At 38.0% G+C, this 17,880-nt stretch carries 16 protein-coding genes; 4 read left to right on the top strand and 12 right to left on the bottom strand.

The genetic code is table 11. The annotated features are described in order from the left end of the window. Nucleotides 1-145 precede the first annotated feature (145 nt). Entirely contained in the window at nt 146-880 is a 735-nt protein-coding gene (locus RK01_RS12740; RefSeq protein ID WP_016173695.1) for a class I SAM-dependent methyltransferase, read from the top strand. Between the two features lie 265 nt (nt 881-1,145). Here RK01_RS12740 and pnp read toward each other — a convergent pair whose 3' ends face one another. Continuing rightward, nucleotides 1,146-3,269, bottom strand: a complete 2,124-nt coding sequence (pnp, locus tag RK01_RS12735; protein ID WP_016173694.1) for a polyribonucleotide nucleotidyltransferase — start codon at nt 3,267-3,269, stop codon at nt 1,146-1,148. Between the two features lie 177 nt (nt 3,270-3,446). After that, nucleotides 3,447-3,716, bottom strand: a complete 270-nt coding sequence (rpsO, locus tag RK01_RS12730; protein ID WP_016173693.1) for a 30S ribosomal protein S15 — start codon at nt 3,714-3,716, stop codon at nt 3,447-3,449. Nucleotides 3,717-4,060: 344 nt separating this feature from the next. Between rpsO and RK01_RS12725 the strand changes: the two genes are divergently transcribed. Next, nucleotides 4,061-4,681: an FMN-dependent NADH-azoreductase gene (locus RK01_RS12725; RefSeq protein WP_016173692.1), complete on the top strand. Its 621-nt coding sequence runs from the start codon at nt 4,061-4,063 to the stop codon at nt 4,679-4,681. A 124-nt stretch (nt 4,682-4,805) separates the two neighbouring features. Beyond that, the gene (locus RK01_RS12720) at nt 4,806-5,657 is read left to right on the top strand and encodes a MurR/RpiR family transcriptional regulator (protein WP_016173691.1); all 852 of its coding nucleotides are present in this window, start codon (nt 4,806-4,808) and stop codon (nt 5,655-5,657) included. A 64-nt stretch (nt 5,658-5,721) separates the two neighbouring features. On the opposite strand, the gene RK01_RS12715 is transcribed toward RK01_RS12720, so the two are convergent. The 6 genes from RK01_RS12715 to RK01_RS12690 form a co-directional block, all read right to left on the bottom strand. Continuing rightward, on the bottom strand, nt 5,722-7,452 hold the full coding sequence (locus RK01_RS12715; protein ID WP_016173690.1) for an ABC transporter permease/substrate binding protein: 1,731 nt from the start codon (nt 7,450-7,452) through the stop codon (nt 5,722-5,724). Next, a complete protein-coding gene (locus tag RK01_RS12710; RefSeq protein WP_016173689.1) occupies nt 7,445-8,647 on the bottom strand; it encodes a quaternary amine ABC transporter ATP-binding protein in 1,203 nt (400 codons plus the stop codon). Before RK01_RS12710 ends, RK01_RS12715 begins: the two co-directional genes overlap by 8 nt. Nucleotides 8,648-8,899: 252 nt before the next feature. Next, nucleotides 8,900-9,538 (bottom strand): GntR family transcriptional regulator, encoded by a 639-nt coding sequence (locus RK01_RS12705; protein ID WP_016173688.1) that lies wholly within the window; start codon nt 9,536-9,538, stop codon nt 8,900-8,902. A gap of 207 nt (nt 9,539-9,745) precedes the next feature. Continuing rightward, nucleotides 9,746-11,701, bottom strand: coding sequence for a glucose PTS transporter subunit IIA (locus RK01_RS12700; protein WP_016173687.1), 1,956 nt, complete (start codon nt 11,699-11,701; stop codon nt 9,746-9,748). A 94-nt stretch (nt 11,702-11,795) separates the two neighbouring features. Further along, nucleotides 11,796-12,692 (bottom strand): N-acetylmuramic acid 6-phosphate etherase, encoded by an 897-nt coding sequence (gene murQ / locus RK01_RS12695; RefSeq protein ID WP_016173686.1) that lies wholly within the window; start codon nt 12,690-12,692, stop codon nt 11,796-11,798. Next, on the bottom strand, nt 12,679-13,752 hold the full coding sequence (locus RK01_RS12690) for a DUF871 domain-containing protein (protein WP_016173685.1): 1,074 nt from the start codon (nt 13,750-13,752) through the stop codon (nt 12,679-12,681). Before RK01_RS12690 ends, murQ begins: the two co-directional genes overlap by 14 nt. Before the next feature lie 226 nt (nt 13,753-13,978). On the opposite strand from RK01_RS12690, the gene def reads away from it, so the two are divergent. Next, nucleotides 13,979-14,542: a peptide deformylase gene (def, locus tag RK01_RS12685; RefSeq protein WP_016173684.1), complete on the top strand. Its 564-nt coding sequence runs from the start codon at nt 13,979-13,981 to the stop codon at nt 14,540-14,542. An 85-nt stretch (nt 14,543-14,627) separates the two neighbouring features. On the opposite strand, the gene RK01_RS12680 is transcribed toward def, so the two are convergent. From RK01_RS12680 to RK01_RS12665, 4 genes are all read right to left on the bottom strand, one after another. Next, a complete protein-coding gene (locus RK01_RS12680) occupies nt 14,628-15,140 on the bottom strand; it encodes a transcription repressor NadR (protein ID WP_016173683.1) in 513 nt (170 codons plus the stop codon). Then, the gene (locus RK01_RS12675; RefSeq protein WP_016173682.1) at nt 15,127-15,984 is read right to left on the bottom strand and encodes a chorismate mutase; all 858 of its coding nucleotides are present in this window, start codon (nt 15,982-15,984) and stop codon (nt 15,127-15,129) included. Before RK01_RS12675 ends, RK01_RS12680 begins: the two co-directional genes overlap by 14 nt. A gap of 10 nt (nt 15,985-15,994) precedes the next feature. After that, entirely contained in the window at nt 15,995-16,702 is a 708-nt protein-coding gene (locus tag RK01_RS12670; protein ID WP_195515764.1) for an NAD-dependent protein deacylase, read from the bottom strand. 83 nt (nt 16,703-16,785) lie between these two features. Next, nucleotides 16,786-17,697, bottom strand: a complete 912-nt coding sequence (locus RK01_RS12665) for a DMT family transporter (protein WP_016173680.1) — start codon at nt 17,695-17,697, stop codon at nt 16,786-16,788. Nucleotides 17,698-17,880: the final 183 nt, after the last annotated feature.

The following is a 17,880-nucleotide window of genomic DNA, read 5'->3' as shown; positions in this document are numbered from 1 at the left end:
AATAGAACTCCAACAAACCTATCCAACTACTGTGGGAAGCGGCACTGTGATCCACAAGAAGAACATTCCCAAGAAAAAAACGCAATGATTGCTAAAGAGAACAGATCTTTATTACATTTCATAAAAAAACACGGAGGAAAGAAAAGTGAATAATATTTACGATGATGAAAATTTTTTTAACAAATACAGTCAAATGGCACGGAGTCAAAAAGGTTTAGCTGGTGCTGGTGAATGGCATACACTCCAAAAATTATTGCCTGACTTTACTGGTAAAACAGTTTTAGATCTCGGCTGTGGTTACGGGTGGCATTGTCTTTATGCAGCAGAACATGGAGCAAAATCCATAACAGGTGTTGATTTATCTGAAAAAATGCTGGCTGTAGCGAAAGAAAAAACAGAAGGTTATCCTGTAAACTATTTGCAAGCAGATATTGCCACGGTGAATTTTCCTGCAAAAACCTTTGATATTGTGCTCAGCTCGTTAGCTATTCATTATGTGGCAGATTTCAATCAGTTAATTTTAAATATTAAAAACTATTTAAAACCTGAGGGAGTTCTCGTTTTTTCCGTGGAACATCCCGCTTTTACCGCAGAAGGAACCCAGGATTGGTATTACGATGATAAGGGCAATATTTTACATTATCCTCTTGACCATTACTTTACAGAAGGCCCAAGGAAAACAAATTTCTTAGGCGAAAAAGTCACCAAGTATCACCGCACGCTAACGACTTATCTCAATACATTGTTAGAGAATGATTTTACTCTTTTAAACGTAGTGGAGCCAACGCCTGCAAAAGAACTACTGGCGCTACCGGAAATGAAAGAAGAACTTCGTCGCCCGATGATGTTAATTATTAAAGCGAAAAACAATTTACAATAACTACTAAAGGTATGACAAAAATCTTGTCATACCTTTTTTAATAAACGGCACTATAAAAGCAACATTTGTTTAAATAAGCCGAAATTTCGGAAAAATTTAAGTATTACTTTCTTAAATTTCCCTCTTATTGTTTGAATCTAGCCCTTTTTGTCAGCAGTCCTTTTTGTAAAAAAGCAAAGCAAACTGATAACCTTCTTTTGTCAAAATCAAATCCCTATTTTATGTATAAAAAACCTCGTATCATTTTTGATACGAGGAAAATTGCTTATTTTGTTTCTTCATTTTTGTCATCTTTTAGCAGCGCTTTGCGAGATAAGTTGACACGTCCTTGGCGATCGATTTCAGTTACTTTAACTAAAACTTCATCTCCTAATTTCACCACATCTTCTACGTTGTTAACGCGTTCGTTTGCAAGTTGTGATATGTGAACTAAGCCATCTTTACCTTTGATTAAGTTAACAAAAGCACCAAATTTTTCGATTCGGACGACTTTACCTAAGTAAACTTCGCCGACTTTTACTTCTTTGGTTAATTCTTCAATAATCTTAATCGCTTTTTGAATCATTTCGGCATCAGCAGAAGCAATGGAAACCTTACCTTCTTGATCGATGTCAATTTTAACGCCAGTTTCTTCAATGATACTGTTAATGGTGTCGCCACCTTTACCAATAACCACTTTGATTTTTTCAGGATCAATTTGAATCATTTCAATTTTTGGTGCATATTGACTTAATTCTTTGCGTGGTTCAGCAAGAGTTGACGTTAATTCTGCTAAGATTTCAAAACGAGCTTTTTTCGCTTGGGCTAATGCTTCGCGTAAAATTTGTTCTGTAATCCCCTGAATTTTAATATCCATTTGTAAAGCAGTGATACCATCTTTTGTCCCAGCGACTTTAAAGTCCATATCGCCTAAGTGGTCTTCTAAACCTTGAATATCAGTCAAAATAGTATAATTTTCACCATCAGAGACTAGACCCATTGCAATCCCAGCCACAGGCGCTTTAATTGGCACACCGGCATCCATTAGCGCCAAAGTTCCCGCGCAAATACTTGCTTGAGAAGAAGAACCATTCGACTCTAAAACTTCCGCTACTAAACGAATTGTATAAGGAAAATCTGTTTCACTTGGAATTACTTGAGCTAAGGCACGCTCGCCTAAAGCACCGTGACCAATTTCACGACGTCCTGGTGAACCGGCACGACCAGTCGAGCCAACAGAAAATTGTGGGAAATTGTAATGATGGATGAAGCGTTTAGATTCTTCTACCCCTAAACCATCAATGATTTGGTGTTCCCCTAATGGAGCTAAAGTACAAGCGGATAACGCTTGTGTTTGGCCCCGAGTAAATAAACCAGAACCATGTACGCGTGGTAATAAACCAACTTCTGATGACAGTTGACGAATTTCGTCTAATTTACGACCATCGGGACGAATTTTATCAATCGTGATTAATTCGCGCACTACATCTTTTTCTAAGTCTTCCGCCACTTGTTTGATTTCTTTGGTAATCTGAACCAAGTCTTCTGTTTCAACATTGGCAAATTTTTCTGCGTAAACTTCTTTGACTGTTTCTTTTACTTTTTCAATTTCATCTTCACGGGCTAGTTTTTCTTCAGTCATAACAGCTGTTTTCATTACACTGTAGTAACTATCGTAGATGTCTTGTTTTAATTCTGGATCAACTTGTAAAAGTTTTACTTCCATTTTGTCTTTACCGACAGCAGCAACAATTTCTTCTTGGAAGGCAACTAATTCTTTAATTGCGTCAAAACCAAATAGTAAAGCGCCTAACATATCGTCTTCTGAGACTTCTTTGGCACCAGATTCTACCATGTTAATCGCTTGTTTTGTTCCAGCTACAGTTAATTCAATATCGGTTTTTTCAGCTTGTTCCACGGTTGGATTCAAGACATACTCACCATTTACTCGACCTACTTCAACACCTGCAATAGGACCGTCAAAAGGAATGTCTGAAATGGACAATGCTAAAGAAGAACCTAACATTGCGGCCATAGCAGGTGAACAATCTTGTTCTACGCTCATTACAATGTTGGTTACTTGCACTTCATTACGGAAGCCTTCAGCAAACATTGGGCGAATTGGACGGTCGATTAAACGAGCTGTTAAGGTTGCGTCAGTGGAAGGACGGCCTTCTCTTTTAATAAAGCCACCAGGAATTTTACCAACTGCATACATTTTTTCTTCATAGTTAATTGTTAAGGGGAAAAAATCTGTATCCTTGGCTTCTTTTGAAGATACCGCTGCGCTTAATACGGCAGTATCGCCATAACGCACTAAAACGGCACCGTTGGCTTGTTTAGCTAATTGACCGACTTCAACTTGCAATGGGCGTCCGCCCCAAGTTGTTTTAAATACTTGCTTTGTCATAAATTCTCCTATCTCCTGTAGATAGTGGGCCGCTACTAAACAAATGAAAAATTTGAAATGAGGTTCAAAACTTTCATTTGGTTAGTAGTTAGCCTTACCACTACCCCAGCATTTGTTTAATTTTTCATAGCAAAAAAGTGAGATTCAAGCTGAACCTCACTTTTAAGACGATAACGACTAACGACGCAATCCTAAAGCTTGGATCAATTCGCGGTAACGTTGTACGTCAGTTTTACGTAAGTAAGCTAACAAGTTACGACGATGACCAACTTTTTTCATCAAACCACGGTAAGAATGGTGGTCTTTTTTGTGGACGCGTGCGTGTTCATTCAAGTGGTTGATCTCTTCAGTCAACACAGCGATTTGCACTTCTGGAGAACCAGTGTCGCCTTCGTGGCGTGCAAATTTTGTCATGATTTCGTTTTTACGTTCTTTTGAAATTGCCATGTTTTTCACCTCACATTTTTATTCTCCCTGCGACTGAGTAAAGCGTTGGTGACTCGCCAAACCAAGTGACAGGTGGTGTGCAATGCACACAGGTTTACTTTACTTGATTTGAAGTAAAATTGCAAGTTCAACTGTTTCAAATTTGAATTATAAGGCAAAAAAATTGAAAACACTTAATGTAACCGTTATAATCATAACGTGCGTTTTTTGCGCATACATATTTTATAAACATCTGATGCCTTCATTAAACGAAGTGGTATCAAATAAAGACACGTTCAAAAATATTGCCTATTTAACCATGAAAGCAATCTTTTTAAACAGCTAAAAAATTGGAGGAAAATACTATGTCTACACTACTTGCTGTTAAAGGTCACCCACTAGAAGCTGAGGATTCTCACGCAGTTCAATTATTGGAAAGCTTTTTAACAACTTATAAAGAAACAAATCCCGAGGATGAAATTATTGTGGTTAATCCTTATGCGACAGATTTCCCGGAAATCGATGCCGATATTACTTCTGGCTGGCATGCGCTAATAAAAGGAGCAGAATTTACCGACTTATCTACAAATCAACAAAGTAAACTAGCTGCATTTAATGGTTTAACAGAGCAATTTGAAAAAGCTGACAAAATCGTTATTGCCAATCCATTATGGAACTTAAGCATTCCAAGTCGTTTGAAAGCTTGGTTTGATACGATTTGTGTCTCCGGTAAAACTTTTAAATATACAGCTGAAGGCCCTGTTGGTTTAGTTACAGGCAAAAAGGCGTTACACATTCAAGCCAGCGGCGGCTTTTACAATGGCCAAGACTTTGCTGCACAATATACTCGCCAAATGTTAAACTTTATTGGCATTACCGACTTTAGCGAAATCCTCGCAGAAGGTCTGGATTTTGATCCAACTAAGGTAGAAGAAATCATGGACAAAACCACTTCAGAAGTAGTGGCGACAGCGAAAAATTTCTAATCGCATTTTATAAAACGACCGCCTTGTGCGGCCGTTTTTTTGCGGAAAAAATCTTATTTTTCTACAAAAGGTTTCCCCCCGCAGAGAATGTTATTTCTGTTATAATGAGCTCGAGGTGATTACAATGGCACTAATCAATCGAATTCAAGGAATGGAAAACGAATTATCCAAAGCAGAGTTACGTATTTTCCGTTATATAAAAAAAAATATTGATAAAATACCGACTATGACCGCCGAACAAATCGCAAAAGGCTCTAAAACCAGCGCCCCCACCGTCGTGCGCTTTGCCAAAAAAGTTGGTGCTGCAAGTCTAACCGATTTCAAAATTCAAATTTCTGCGGAAAACCAATCCAATGTCACAAATCAAGAATATTCAGATGTGAAAAAGAACGAACCTATCGCATCTTTAAAAGAAAAGTTATCGCAAAATGCTCAATTAACACTACATGAAACGACGCAAATTTTAAGTGATGAAAAGCTATTAGCGGCATTGAAGCTATTGGAAACAAAAGAACGGATTTTTGTAACGGGAGTAGGGGCTTCCCATTTGGTAGCCGAAGATATCAAACAGAAGTGGGACCGTATTGGCAAAAGTGTTTCACTTGAAACAAACTATAACACTCTATTGCCTCAACTCATTAATACCAAAAAAGATGCGGTTTTATGGCTGATTTCAAATTCCGGTGAAACGCCAGAAATTATTTACTTTGCGGAAATTGCCAAAGAATTAAAAATTCCAATTATTACGCTTACCCGCTTTGGAACCAATCGCCTTTCAAAACTGGCGGACGTTTCACTGCAAGTTTCTCGCCCCCAAGAAGCTGATCAGCGTAGTGCAGCAACGAATTCTTTAATTGCTCAATTTTTAGCGGTTGATATTTTATTTTATTCCTATATCAGTCGCAATCAAGAAAATGCTGAAAAAATTTACCAATCACGCCAAATTATTAAAGACTTTCGCGAAAAACATTTTTAAAAATAACTAAAAAATCCGAATTGCCAGTGCATGATTACTTTTGCACCTGACAACTCGGATTTTTCTACTTAATCCATTCATTTACTTTATCTGAATTATTTTTGACCCATTCTTTAGCTGCTTGAGCTGGATCTTGCCCATCATGAACAGCTAACATAACATCTTCCATATCTTTTTGTTCCCAATGGAAATTGTCTAAAATTTTATATGCTTCGGGTTGGTCTTCTTTTAAGCCTTTACGAACCATCGTATTAATTGTTTCAGCACCACCCATCGTCCCTTTTGGATCAGCCAAATATTTTAAATCATATTTTGCAAACATCCAGTGAGGTGACCAGCCGGTGATAACGATTGGCTCTTTATTTTTAATAGCTTTTCCCAGTGCAACTGTCATCGCACCTGAAGAAGAAGATTCCACTGTCCAGTCTTTTAAATTAGGATAAGCAGCTTGAGTTTTGTCTGCTGCTTTCATAACCCCTGCGCCAGGCTCGATTCCTATAATTTGTTTATTCGCTTGATCACTTAGATCTTCTAGTGAGTTCACATTCATATAACTTGGAACCACGATGCCAAGTTTCGCACCACTTAGATTTTCACCTAAATTTTCCATCTGATCTTTGTATTTAGCGTATTGTGCTTGGTGAGTGTGAGGTAGCCACGCGGCAACCATCCCATCGGTTTCACCATTGGCAACAGATTGCCACATCACTGTCATATCCAAAGGCGTTAATTTCACATCGTAGCCTTCTTCTTTTAAGACTTCTGCAATCACATTCGTTGAAGCAACTTCTGTATCCCATTCAACATATGATAAATGAATAGTGCCTTTATTAGAAGCATGACTGCCAGCAAAAATGGAACCAAAAATCAAAGCGACAACTAACACCGCCACCCCGCCAGTAATCCATTTTTGTTTTTTCTTAGCAGCAGGATCAAGATTTCTTTTGCGTTCTTTTTTTGGCGCATTTAATTTTTGCGTAAAGCGATCAATGATAATAGCTAGAATAACTAATGCCAAACCATTTACAAAACCGTTCCCTACTTGGGCTTGTTGCAAGGCTGATAATACGCCTCGACCTAAACCAGGTGCACCAATCATGGATGCTGTTACTACCATTGATAAGGCTAACATCATCGTTTGATTAATCCCAGCCATAATGGTTCCTTTTGCTAAAGGCAATTCTAATTTGAATAACTTTTGTTTTCCCGTGCCACCAAAAGAATCAGATGCTTCGACCAATTCACTTGGAATTTGACGAATCCCTAAATTGGTCATGCGTACTGTTGGGGGTAGAGCAAAAATAACAGAAGCAAAGACCCCTGGTACCATCCCGATACCAAAGAAGGCAACGGCTGGAATTAAATAAACAAAAGCCGGCATAGTTTGCATAAAGTCTAAAATTGGCGATACAATCGTGTTGGCTTTTTCACTTTTTGCCATTAAAATGCCCAATGGTATCCCTATCACAATCGAAACCAAACTTGCCAGTAAAACAAGTGTGACGGTATTCATTAAATCATTCCATAGACCTTGATTATAGATAAATAAGAGGCCAAAAAATGTCAAAATTGTCAGCCCTGGTTTTTTCTTTGATAGGAAAAAGGCTGCAATAGCTAATAAGACAATAAATAGTAAAGGTGGGATAAATAATAAAGTATTCGTAATTGTATCCATAATAACTTGACCAATTGTTTGGACAAAACTAAACAATCCTGCAAAAGTTTTTGTCAACCAATCTGTAAAGTTCTCCACCCATTTTGCAACTGGAATTGCCTGTTGTAATAAATTATCCAACCAACTCCACCTCCTTCTCTCCTGTTTCAACTAACGCTTCAATCACACTTCCTCGAATCACTACTCCTAGTAATTTATCTTTATCATCTACAACGGCTAAAGGTGCTTCTGCATCTTTGATGACATCAAAAATATCAGTTACTAACATATCTTGCGGAATTTTTTTAACATTTTTATCAATAACTTCTTTTAATGGTAATTGTTCTCTTCTGGCTTCTAGAGCTTTTAAAGCCGTCAAACTACCTTTTAATTGGCGCTTACGATCAACGGCTAATAACATACTAACGCCTTCTTTACGCATGCGGTTTAAAGCTACGTTAGGACCATCCGCTTCAATATTCATAGTAATCGCTGGTTCCATAATATTTTGCGCAGTTAAAACTTTGGAGCGATCCACATCTTCCACAAAATCTCGAACATATTGATTGGCAGGATTGGTTAAGATCTCTTCTCCGGTACCAATTTGCATAATTTGTCCATCTTTCATCAAGGCAATGCGATCGCCAATGCGCAATGCTTCATTTAAGTCATGTGTAATAAAAATAATAGTTTTCTTGACATTTTCTTGTAAATCTAACAATTCATCTTGCATTTCGCGACGAATTAACGGATCAAGTGCTGAGAAAGCTTCATCCATTAATAAAATTTCAGGATCATTCGCAAGTGCTCTGGCTAAACCGACGCGTTGTTGCATCCCACCAGAAAGTTGTTCTGGATATTGGTCTTTAAATGCAAGCAAACTAGAGTTTTCCAAAGCTTGTTCAGCTTTTTTACGTCGTTCTGCTTTGTCTACCCCACGTATTTCTAAGCCTAATTCTGTATTTTCTAAAATCGTACGATGTGGAAACAATGCAAAACTTTGAAAGACCATATTAATTTTATTGCGGCGAACTTCTTGTAAATCTTCTTTATTCATCTTGGCAATATCTTTGCCATCGATATATATTTCACCGCTAGTTGGGTCAATTAATCGGTTTAATAAGCGGATCAAGGTGGACTTACCTGAACCAGAAAGTCCCATAATCACAAATATTTCACCTTCATTCACTTCAAAGTTGGCATCATAAACACCAACTGTAGCTCCGGTTTTTTCTAAAATTTCAGTTTTACTTTTATGTTCATTCATCATGGCAAGCGCTTGTTGCTGCTTTTTACCAAATATTTTTGTTAAGTGTTCTACTTTCACTTTCGCCATTTTGTTACCCCCTATTTATTTTTGCTGTTTTAAAAACTTAGCAACAGCTTTCCTATTAAAGAAACAGCTATTTTGTTTCCTTATTAGGATGGAAAAAGCAAGTTTGAAAACAACTTGAAAATTTTCCTCTCAAAAAACTGACCACATCAGACTAACATCATGTGGGCACTTAGTCAAAAAAGAAAAACCAGGAAAAAACGTGAATTCGTTTTCCTGGTTATAACAGCAGTCATTTATTTACTTAAGGTTTTCTTAATATTTATCTTTTTCTGGATAAAAGAAGTTCATCATGCGCTGAAAGACCAATTCCTCTCCTACAAAAAAAACTGTTTCCCCGGCTTCAAACTTAGCATAGGGCCCTGGGGATAATAACAACCGCTCTTCGTGTTGGATAGCCACCACTGTTGCCCCAGTTTCTTGCCAAATATTTAAATCTTTAATCGATTCATGTAAGTGATTTGCTGTTTTATCCAGTTGAATCTCATAAGGTAAAAAAGGAGCTGTCTGCTGAATTCGTTTGGTTTGATTCACCAAAGTATCTAATAGCCCCGAAAAATTTTCCAATTCTTGTTGTTGACGCTCCACGCTGTTTAATATTTCACTTTTCAACTCTTGGATGGAGTGAACATCTTTATACTGTGCTAAATAGCTCTGGGCTTTCTCCCGGGAGGCTACATAGGCCCCACTCCCATGGTGAACATCCATAATGCCAAGATCTACTAAAACATTAATAGCTTTTCTCGCCGTTTCAGGTGATACGTTGAAATTACTAGCTAAAGTAGAGCGAGCGTGAATTTTTTCTCCTTCTTTATAGCGATTTTCAACAATTCGTTCGGCAATATCAACGGCAATTTGCTGATAGCGGGGAATTGTTAATTTTTTTCCGGCCATTTTTCTGACCTCCTTATCTTGCAGTCCATTTTGCTTAAATTTTTTCTATCAGCAAAACTTCGTTGTCATTTACTTACTATCACTTTCCCATTTTTTTTCAATTTCTACAAGTATTTTAAAAGTAAATACAAATTAATTGCTAAAATGAGTTCAAAAAAAGAAACGCGAAAATTCGCGTTTCTTTCTATTAAATAGATAATTAATAAATTATACTTCTACTTTCATAACGGGCGTTTTGGCTTCTGTTGCCCCCACTTTTTCTAAAATTTCATTTTTTACTTTATCCATATTTGTGACTAAGACCAGCATGTCTGTTCCTTTACCTGCCGCTTTAATAGCAGCAAGATCGACATCTGCCACAATCGTATCCGGTGTTACTTTTTGACCTTCTGCAACTTTCAAGTCAAATGGTTTTCCATTTAATTCAACAGTATTGACACCCATATGCAACAATACTTCTAAGCCGCTGTCTGTCGTAATTCCTACTGCGTGTTTGGTTGGGAAAACAGATGAAATCGTACCACTTACTGGAGCATAGATTGTACCTTCTTTAGGAATGACAAAGTAGCCTTCACCCATCATTTTTTGTGAGAAAACCGCATCAGTTGATTCTGATACTGGTTTTACTTCTCCGTTTGCCACCGCAAAAAATTCCGTTGTAGCCGCAGCGTCTCCAGCTAAAATAGTAGTTTGGACTGGGGCGACGGTTGTTTGTTCTTCGGCCATTTTTTCAGCCGCTAATTTTTCTTTAGGAATACCAAAGAAGTAAGTTGCCACAAAACCACCAGCGTAGCCTGCAAGTAAACCTAAGATATAACCTAACCAATGGCCGTTAGCAATTAACGGAATTAAAGCCGCACCAGAAGGGCCAATGGCAGTCGCGCCGACATTTCCTAAAGCACCAATAACTGCACCACCGACACCGCCACCGATACAAGCAGTAACAAATGGTTTCCCTAATGGTAATGTAACCCCATAAATTAACGGTTCCCCAATACCTAAAATACCAACTGGTAATGCCCCTTTAATCATTTCTGTCAATTCTTTATCTTTACGTAAACGAATCCACAATGCTAATGCTGCCCCAACTTGACCGGCACCAGCCATCGCTAAAATTGGTAATAGTTGCGTACTGCCTGTAGCTTCAATCATTTGAATATGAATTGGCGTTAAGATTTGGTGTAAACCAAACATAACCATTGGTAAGAAACTTGCTCCTAATACAAAACCAGAGAAAGCTCCACCGACATTTAAAATCCAGTTAATTCCGCCAACTAAACCGTTTGAAATAAAACCTGCTAATGGCATAATCAAGAAAATTTCTGCCAAACCAATGACAAGAAGTGAAATCGTTGGCGTTACAATAATATCAATTGCTTCTGGCACAATATCGTGTAATTTTTTCTCTACTTTGGAAAGTAACCAGACTGCAAAAATTACCCCTAAAATACCGCCTTGTTGTGCAGCTAGTGGCTGGCCATTAAACAAGTTGATAATTGGTGCCTCTGGATTCATCCCAGTTAAGGTTACAACCCCACCAATTACCCCACCAAGGGTTGGTGTTGCGCCAAATACTTGTGCTGCATTCACACCAGTGTAGATTACTAAGAAAGAAAACATCCCATTTTTCAAAATATTCATAACATCAATATATTGTTGCCATGTTGCAGCGTCTAGTCTGCCGGCAGTTACCATATTCGCTAAAACAGAGGCGATCCCCGCCACCAAACCAGCCCCAACAAATGCTGGAATCATAGGAACAAAAATATTCGAAATATCTTTTAAAAGCGCTTTAAAGGGTGACTGTTTTTGTTTAGCTTTTTGAGCCGCTTTCATTTCGGCCGCTTTTTGATTCACGGCATCTTTCCCGTTAGCTGAAGTTGGAATTTCTTCTCCTAAAGCGACACCTGCTTGACTTGCCATTTCTTTTGCGACTTTATTGACTTTGCCAGGACCGATAATGACTTGTAGTTGTTCATCATCGACGACACCTAAAACGCCTGGGATGGCCTTCAATTGTGCTTCATTTACTTCATCGCGGTCACGGACAGACATTCTAACCCGTGTCATACAGTGCGTAACGCTTTCAACATTGTTCATGCCACCGGCGCCTTTGTAAATCTCTTTTGCCAACTGTTCCAAACTTAATTCTTCTTTTGCCATGCTAACTTTCCCCCTTGAAATTATGAATTATTTAAAACTTTTCTTATTAAGGAGCTGCATTATTTTCAATGAAACAATGCAACCCCAACACTACTTAAATTGTTTTCTTTACGAAACCATCGGCTGCAATAAGCTTTTGTGCCGCAACATCTTTATCACTGTCAGTTAAAATCATGACGATTGCTAATTTAACATTTTCATCTGCGGCTGTAAAGAAGTGATCTGCTGTTTCATAATCTACTTCTGTCGCCTGCATGATAATCCGTTTGGAGCGCTCGACTAATTTTTCATTAGTTGCTTTTACATCGACCATTAAATTGTTATAAACTTTTCCGATACCAATCATTGAGATAGTGGAAATCATATTTAAAATTAACTTTTGGGCTGTCCCAGATTTCAAACGAGTAGAACCGGTCAGAAATTCAGGACCACAATCTACTTCGATTGGAAATTGGGCATGTTTTGAAATTTCAGCATCTTTATTACATGAAATCGTCCCAGTGGCAGCACCAACTTGACGGGCATAATCCAAACCACCAATAACGTAAGGTGTCCGGCCGCTAGCAGCAATCCCTACCACCATATCATTTTCATTTAGTTTTAATTCGTGTAAATCATTTGCTCCTAATTCAGCAGAATCCTCGGCACCTTCCACAGCAACAGTCATCGCCTGATCGCCACCGGCAATTAAACCAACTACCATTTCTGGATCAACACCAAAAGTGGGCACACATTCTGCCGCATCCAACACACCTAGACGTCCAGATGTTCCAGCGCCCATATAAATTAAACGGCCGCCTTTTTTGAAAGCTGCAATCGTAGCTGCAACTACTTTTTCAATACTTTCTAATTCTTTTTCAACCGCGACTGCTACTTTTTGATCTTCTTGATTCATTTTTTGACAAGCTTCTTGAACGGTCATTTCATCTAAACCAAAAGTTGCTTCATTACGACGCTCAGTTGTTAAGTTTTCTAAATTAATCTTGCTCATGTTCTTCCCCCATTGGTTGTAATTTGAATTTCATGCCGCCTTTAATCTGGCAAATTAAATCTTCATCAGCAGCAATTACTTGTGCCACCACATTTACTTTGTCATTTGCTGGTAACCCTTTGCGACACAATTGAATCTCGCCAGCATAACGCAAATATTTTTCATTATCTACCGTCACACTCCCCAAAGTGCGTTTTACCGTATTTTGTGCTTTAATTTGCGGAATCTTGCGGAAGCGCGCATCGGCACTGCGAATGACCGCATCAGCTTCATCCAAGCGATTAACATGATCACCTAAAATATAATTAAAATAATCCGTTCCGCAATTTTCTACTTGTAATAAAATTTCGTTGTTATTTATAAAACTTTTGAATTGTTCTTTTGTCCGTTCATTCAAACCACCATCACCAATATAAATTAAATCAACGGCAGCATTTTTTTGCCATAATGCCGCGGCTAATGGATGTTGATGGCGATCTTGTTCCAGTGTGGGCAGTCCTTCATAAAGTGGACCTCTTAAATTAGCATCACCCGGAACAAAGGCTTGAATGGTGAAACCATTTGCTTTAAGCCATTGATTTTTTTCCAAAAACCAACTCTGGGCTAAGCCCGTTTCTGGTCTTGGATAATAATTATGCCATGCCTCTAAATTAAAAAAATTAGCATTCGCTTTTTTTAATTCATCAATATCTTGTTGCGTAACCGTACTTGCATTTAAGGCAATTTTCATTTGTTGACTAAAGTGAGCAATTTGTCGATTGCTGATATGATAATCCATGCGCAATCCCGTTACCCCAATCTCTGTCAATTCTGATAAATTATCCATCTCAAATCCAGCTTTTGCTAATGCATTACCAGAAATATCTACCATTAAATCGAGATTTAATGCTTGGCACCAACTTCCCAATTGACTTAGGCGCTCACGGTATTTTGTGGCATCATCTTCTGGAATGTGCAACGAGGTAAAGATTCCTTTAAAACCCGCTTGTGCCATTTGAGTGACGTATTCTTTTTGCTGTTGTGATAGTGCTTCGTTTAAAAAAATCGAAAAACCAAACAATGAGATTCCTCCATCTTTCATGAAAAAATGATCAGTAATCGCTTACACAATGGAGTATACATCACGTTTTATTTTTACGCAACCTTTTTTCGTTATTTTTATTATTTTTTTGAAATATTATTTCTTTAGCTTTGTAAAATCTTAAGAAGAAAATTTCAAATTCCCACCAATTTGTATTCTGTGGTAAACTTACTTTTGAGGAAAATCAACTTTGAGGTGAATAATAATGATTACGATGAATGACATCATCAGAGAGGGTAACCCCACTTTACGGGAAGTTGCCAAAGAAGTACCGATGCCCCCAACGGATGAAGAAAAAAAACTTGGGGAAGAAATGTTAGAGTTTTTAAAAAATAGTCAAGATCCCGTAAAAGCTGAAGAATTACAGCTGCGCGGTGGCGTTGGTTTAGCAGCTCCACAATTAGATATTTCAAAACGTCTGATTGCAGTCCATGTACCAAGCAGCGATCCAGAAGATGATACACCTGTTCTTAGCACAGTCATGTTCAATCCTAAAATTTTAAGTCATTCTGTCCAGGATGCCTGTTTAGGTGAAGGTGAAGGTTGTTTATCTGTAGACCGTGAAGTGCCAGGTTATGTGGTGCGCCACGCTCGCGTTACGGTTTCTTATTACGATGAAGCAGGCGTCAAACACAAACGCCGCCTTAAAAATTATGAGGCAATCGTGGTGCAACATGAAATTGACCACTTAAACGGCGTCATGTTCTATGATCATATCAACGAAGAAAATCCTTTTGCCTTAAAAGAAGGCGTCTTAGTAATCGAATAAAAAAAATGAACCGCCTCAAAAGAGCTCACTTTGAGGTGGTTCATTTTTTTCATAAAGTAAAGATGAATGAAAAACTACATAAAAATTATTCTTGATATAAAATGCCTGCTTTTAAAAGAGCGGCTTTAATTTTCATTAGTGTTTCGTCATTTTCATATGCGATTGTATGCAGATGAATACCATTGGTTAATTCTAAAAGTAAACTGGCATTTGAACTACGGTATTTTTCCATGAATGCTTCGATATCTTCAATCGTCTTAATCTGCAAATTTCCCGTTAATTCGCCGTAAATATCATGATCTACAATCACATCTACGATTTCGCCACCATTTTCGACAATAATCCTTAGTTCTGTTTGGGTTTGCGTTGCATCGTGTTGAACGACAATCTGGCTTAATTTTCCTTGTCTTTTTCCTTGAAGAAGATAGCCACGCGCGGTAGCCTTAATAGCCACTCCGGCAGCACGCATAAGTGCGATATCTCCGACAATAATCTGACGACTCACGTCAAATTGTTGTGCAAATTTTGAAGCACTAATGGGCTTTTCTGCTTTTTGCAGTTGATTTAATATTTTGTCACGACGTTTATTCCCTTCCATTTTTCTCGCTACTTTCTGAAAGTTTTTGTTGTTGATATGCACGAGAATGTTTCATGATATCAGCAAATGTTGCGCGAATAGTTTCCACATAATCTGCTTGTGTAACATTTTTTACAACCTTGTTTAAAACAGCTGTTTCTCTTGTACTGTCCAAAACGGGTTGCTGTTGTTTCTTTTTGAAAGCTGCAATTTCGCTGACTGCCGCCATTCGTTGTTCTAATAGTCGCGTCAACTCTTGATCAATTTGATCAATTTTTTGACGTGCATTTACTAAACTGTCTGAATTACCATCTTCTGTAATTGTCTTAATGATACGAGCCGGATTGCCAGCAACAACCACATTATCTGAAAATGATTTTGTCACCACGCTCCCAGCAGCTACCACGACATTATCCCCTAATACTACACCTGGTAAAATAATCGAACCGGCCCCAAGCCATGCGTTGTTGCCAATGGTCACTGGTTTGCCATTTTCTAAGCCACTATTACGTTTCACTGGGTTTAAGGGATGTGTTGCCGTTAGAATTTGAACATTGGGAGCAATCATACAGTTATCCCCGATTGTAATCGGACAAACATCTAATAAGACACAATTGAAATTGGCATAGAAATTTTTGCCAACCGAAATATTATAGCCGTAATCAAATTGGACTGTGGGCTCCATATAAATGTTTCCTGCTACTGTGCCAAATGATTCTTTTAAAAGCTGACTGCGTATCTCAGCATCATATTCGTGATTAATCAACTGCATCTGTTCTCTAGCAAATTTGCGTTCGCTCACAAGTTCTGGATCTTCGGAAAAATAAAGCTCACCGGCAATCATTTTTTCTTTTTCACTAACCATTGATACCCTCCTAGATTTTAATTTCGCGAAATAAATCTTCTGCCGCACATTGTACCATGGTAAACGGTTCCTGAATAGCAAGAGCCGTCTGATTGATCGCCATGATATCGGCTTGTGGTTTATGATAATAAAGCAACTGATTAAAAGGAGCAACTTGAAAACTCGTACCGACAATCACAATCAAATCAGCTTGTTCTACCGCTTTGATAGCACAAGTAATTGTATCGTCTGTAAATCCTTCACCATATAAAACAATATCTGAACGCAGTTGCCCCCCGCAATTCTGATGGGTATCGCTGATTAAATAGTCTTGCCAAGCTATATTCTGCCCACATTTGCGACAATACACATCATATAAACTACCATGAAAATTCACGACATTTGGGCTGCCCGCCTGATCATGTAAGCCATCGATATTTTGCGATACAACCCAAACAGGTTTCGTTTTTGCAAGTGCAGCTATTTTTTCGTGAATAATATTGGGTCTAGCACTTGGATGATAAAGTTGTTTAATAAATTGATAAAATTTTTGCGGCTCCTGTAATAAACAATCATGACTCAGTAAATACTCAGGCTGATCAATTCCTGCATAAATTCCTTTTAATGAGCGATAATCTGGAATGTGTGATGGGGTAGAAACGCCGGCACCGGTCAAAAAAGTAATATTTCGTGCTGCTTGAATCTTATCTATAGCTTCATTTATTGCTGTCATCTTCAACACCTCATCTTTTATTATACGCTTGAAATATTAGTAGCGGTAATTGGAAAGTGAGAAAAAAGTTGATCAGTTGACCGACTTTTTTATGCATCATAAAAACCTAAAATCATGATGCCAATCATGATGGCTGCAATCACGAAGTAGTGTTTGGCTTTTAATTTTTCTTTTAAGAAAATACGTCCTAAAATCACGGAAACAATGGCATAAGCAGAAATTAAAGGTGCAACAATAATTGCTTTTTTCGTGGAAACCGCGCCAACGTAAAAGAATTGACCTAGCGTTTCAAAGATGGCTGCCAACCCTTTATCTTTTTCGGAAAAGACAAATACGTGCTCTTTTTTCACCCACTCTAAATATGCCCACAACACCAGTGCGACAATTAAGAAAGTTAATTCATAGCTCATATTGGCTTGATCTTCCGGCATTAATTTACGATATTCCAAATAATAACTATCAAGAAAAGTTCCCATACCATCAATAACCATATACAAAATAGGAAATAAAATGGCGATTGCACCCACACGGTATTTTTTGTCAATGGTAACCCCCTCTGCTTTTAACTGGGCATCATCTTGTTCTTTTTCAAAAACCGACAATAATAAAATCCCAATTAAAATCATGAAAATTGCCGCTAATTGTAATCCGTTGACACTGTTGCCCATAATTAAAAATCCTAAAATTGCTGTCACAGCTCCGGAGGAATTACTGATGGGCGAAGAAATCGAGACTTCAATATAGCGTAGGCCAAAATAGCCAATTGCCATGGACAAAATATACATTGCTGACACAGGTAAGTATAAAAGTAAATTGTGCCAATCATAACGAATACCGGCGTAAATAACGTAATAAAATAAAACGTGAAGGCCCATAATTAACCCCACCATAATTGTGGTTTTCATGGCACTATGTCGGTCATTGGGATCATTGCCTTTCTTATAAAAAAGATCAGCTGTCCCCCAGGCTAAAATTGTAATTAATGCCGCTGCAAACCACATCTATTCTTCACTCCCTACTCACTTTTCTTTTTTAAAAGTAGCGTAAACTGCGCCAATCGTCAATTATTGTCTCTACGTACTTTTTTCCTTTCTCTTTTTAACCAAAATCGGCAGGATAAATGAAAATGATTTCAACTCATGACAGCGCCATGTAAACGTGATACAATACATTGGGAAAAACGT

Source organism: Enterococcus dispar ATCC 51266 (genome assembly GCF_000406945.1).
Classification (GTDB): Bacteria; Bacillota; Bacilli; order Lactobacillales; family Enterococcaceae; genus Enterococcus_C; species Enterococcus_C dispar.
This window is presented reverse-complemented; position numbering and strand designations above follow the sequence as displayed.

Coding starts and splice junctions, on each gene's coding strand:
- pnp (WP_016173694.1), bottom strand. CDS start 3,269: ATGACAAAGCAAGTATTTAAAACAACTTGGGGCGGACGCCCATTGCAA.
- rpsO (WP_016173693.1), bottom strand. CDS start 3,716: ATGGCAATTTCAAAAGAACGTAAAAACGAAATCATGACAAAATTTGCA.
- RK01_RS12725 (WP_016173692.1), top strand. CDS start 4,061: ATGTCTACACTACTTGCTGTTAAAGGTCACCCACTAGAAGCTGAGGAT.
- RK01_RS12720 (WP_016173691.1), top strand. CDS start 4,806: ATGGCACTAATCAATCGAATTCAAGGAATGGAAAACGAATTATCCAAA.
- RK01_RS12710 (WP_016173689.1), bottom strand. CDS start 8,647: ATGGCGAAAGTGAAAGTAGAACACTTAACAAAAATATTTGGTAAAAAG.
- RK01_RS12705 (WP_016173688.1), bottom strand. CDS start 9,538: ATGGCCGGAAAAAAATTAACAATTCCCCGCTATCAGCAAATTGCCGTT.
- RK01_RS12700 (WP_016173687.1), bottom strand. CDS start 11,701: ATGGCAAAAGAAGAATTAAGTTTGGAACAGTTGGCAAAAGAGATTTAC.
- murQ (WP_016173686.1), bottom strand. CDS start 12,692: ATGAGCAAGATTAATTTAGAAAACTTAACAACTGAGCGTCGTAATGAA.
- def (WP_016173684.1), top strand. CDS start 13,979: ATGATTACGATGAATGACATCATCAGAGAGGGTAACCCCACTTTACGG.
- RK01_RS12680 (WP_016173683.1), bottom strand. CDS start 15,140: ATGGAAGGGAATAAACGTCGTGACAAAATATTAAATCAACTGCAAAAA.
- RK01_RS12675 (WP_016173682.1), bottom strand. CDS start 15,984: ATGGTTAGTGAAAAAGAAAAAATGATTGCCGGTGAGCTTTATTTTTCC.
- RK01_RS12665 (WP_016173680.1), bottom strand. CDS start 17,697: ATGTGGTTTGCAGCGGCATTAATTACAATTTTAGCCTGGGGGACAGCT.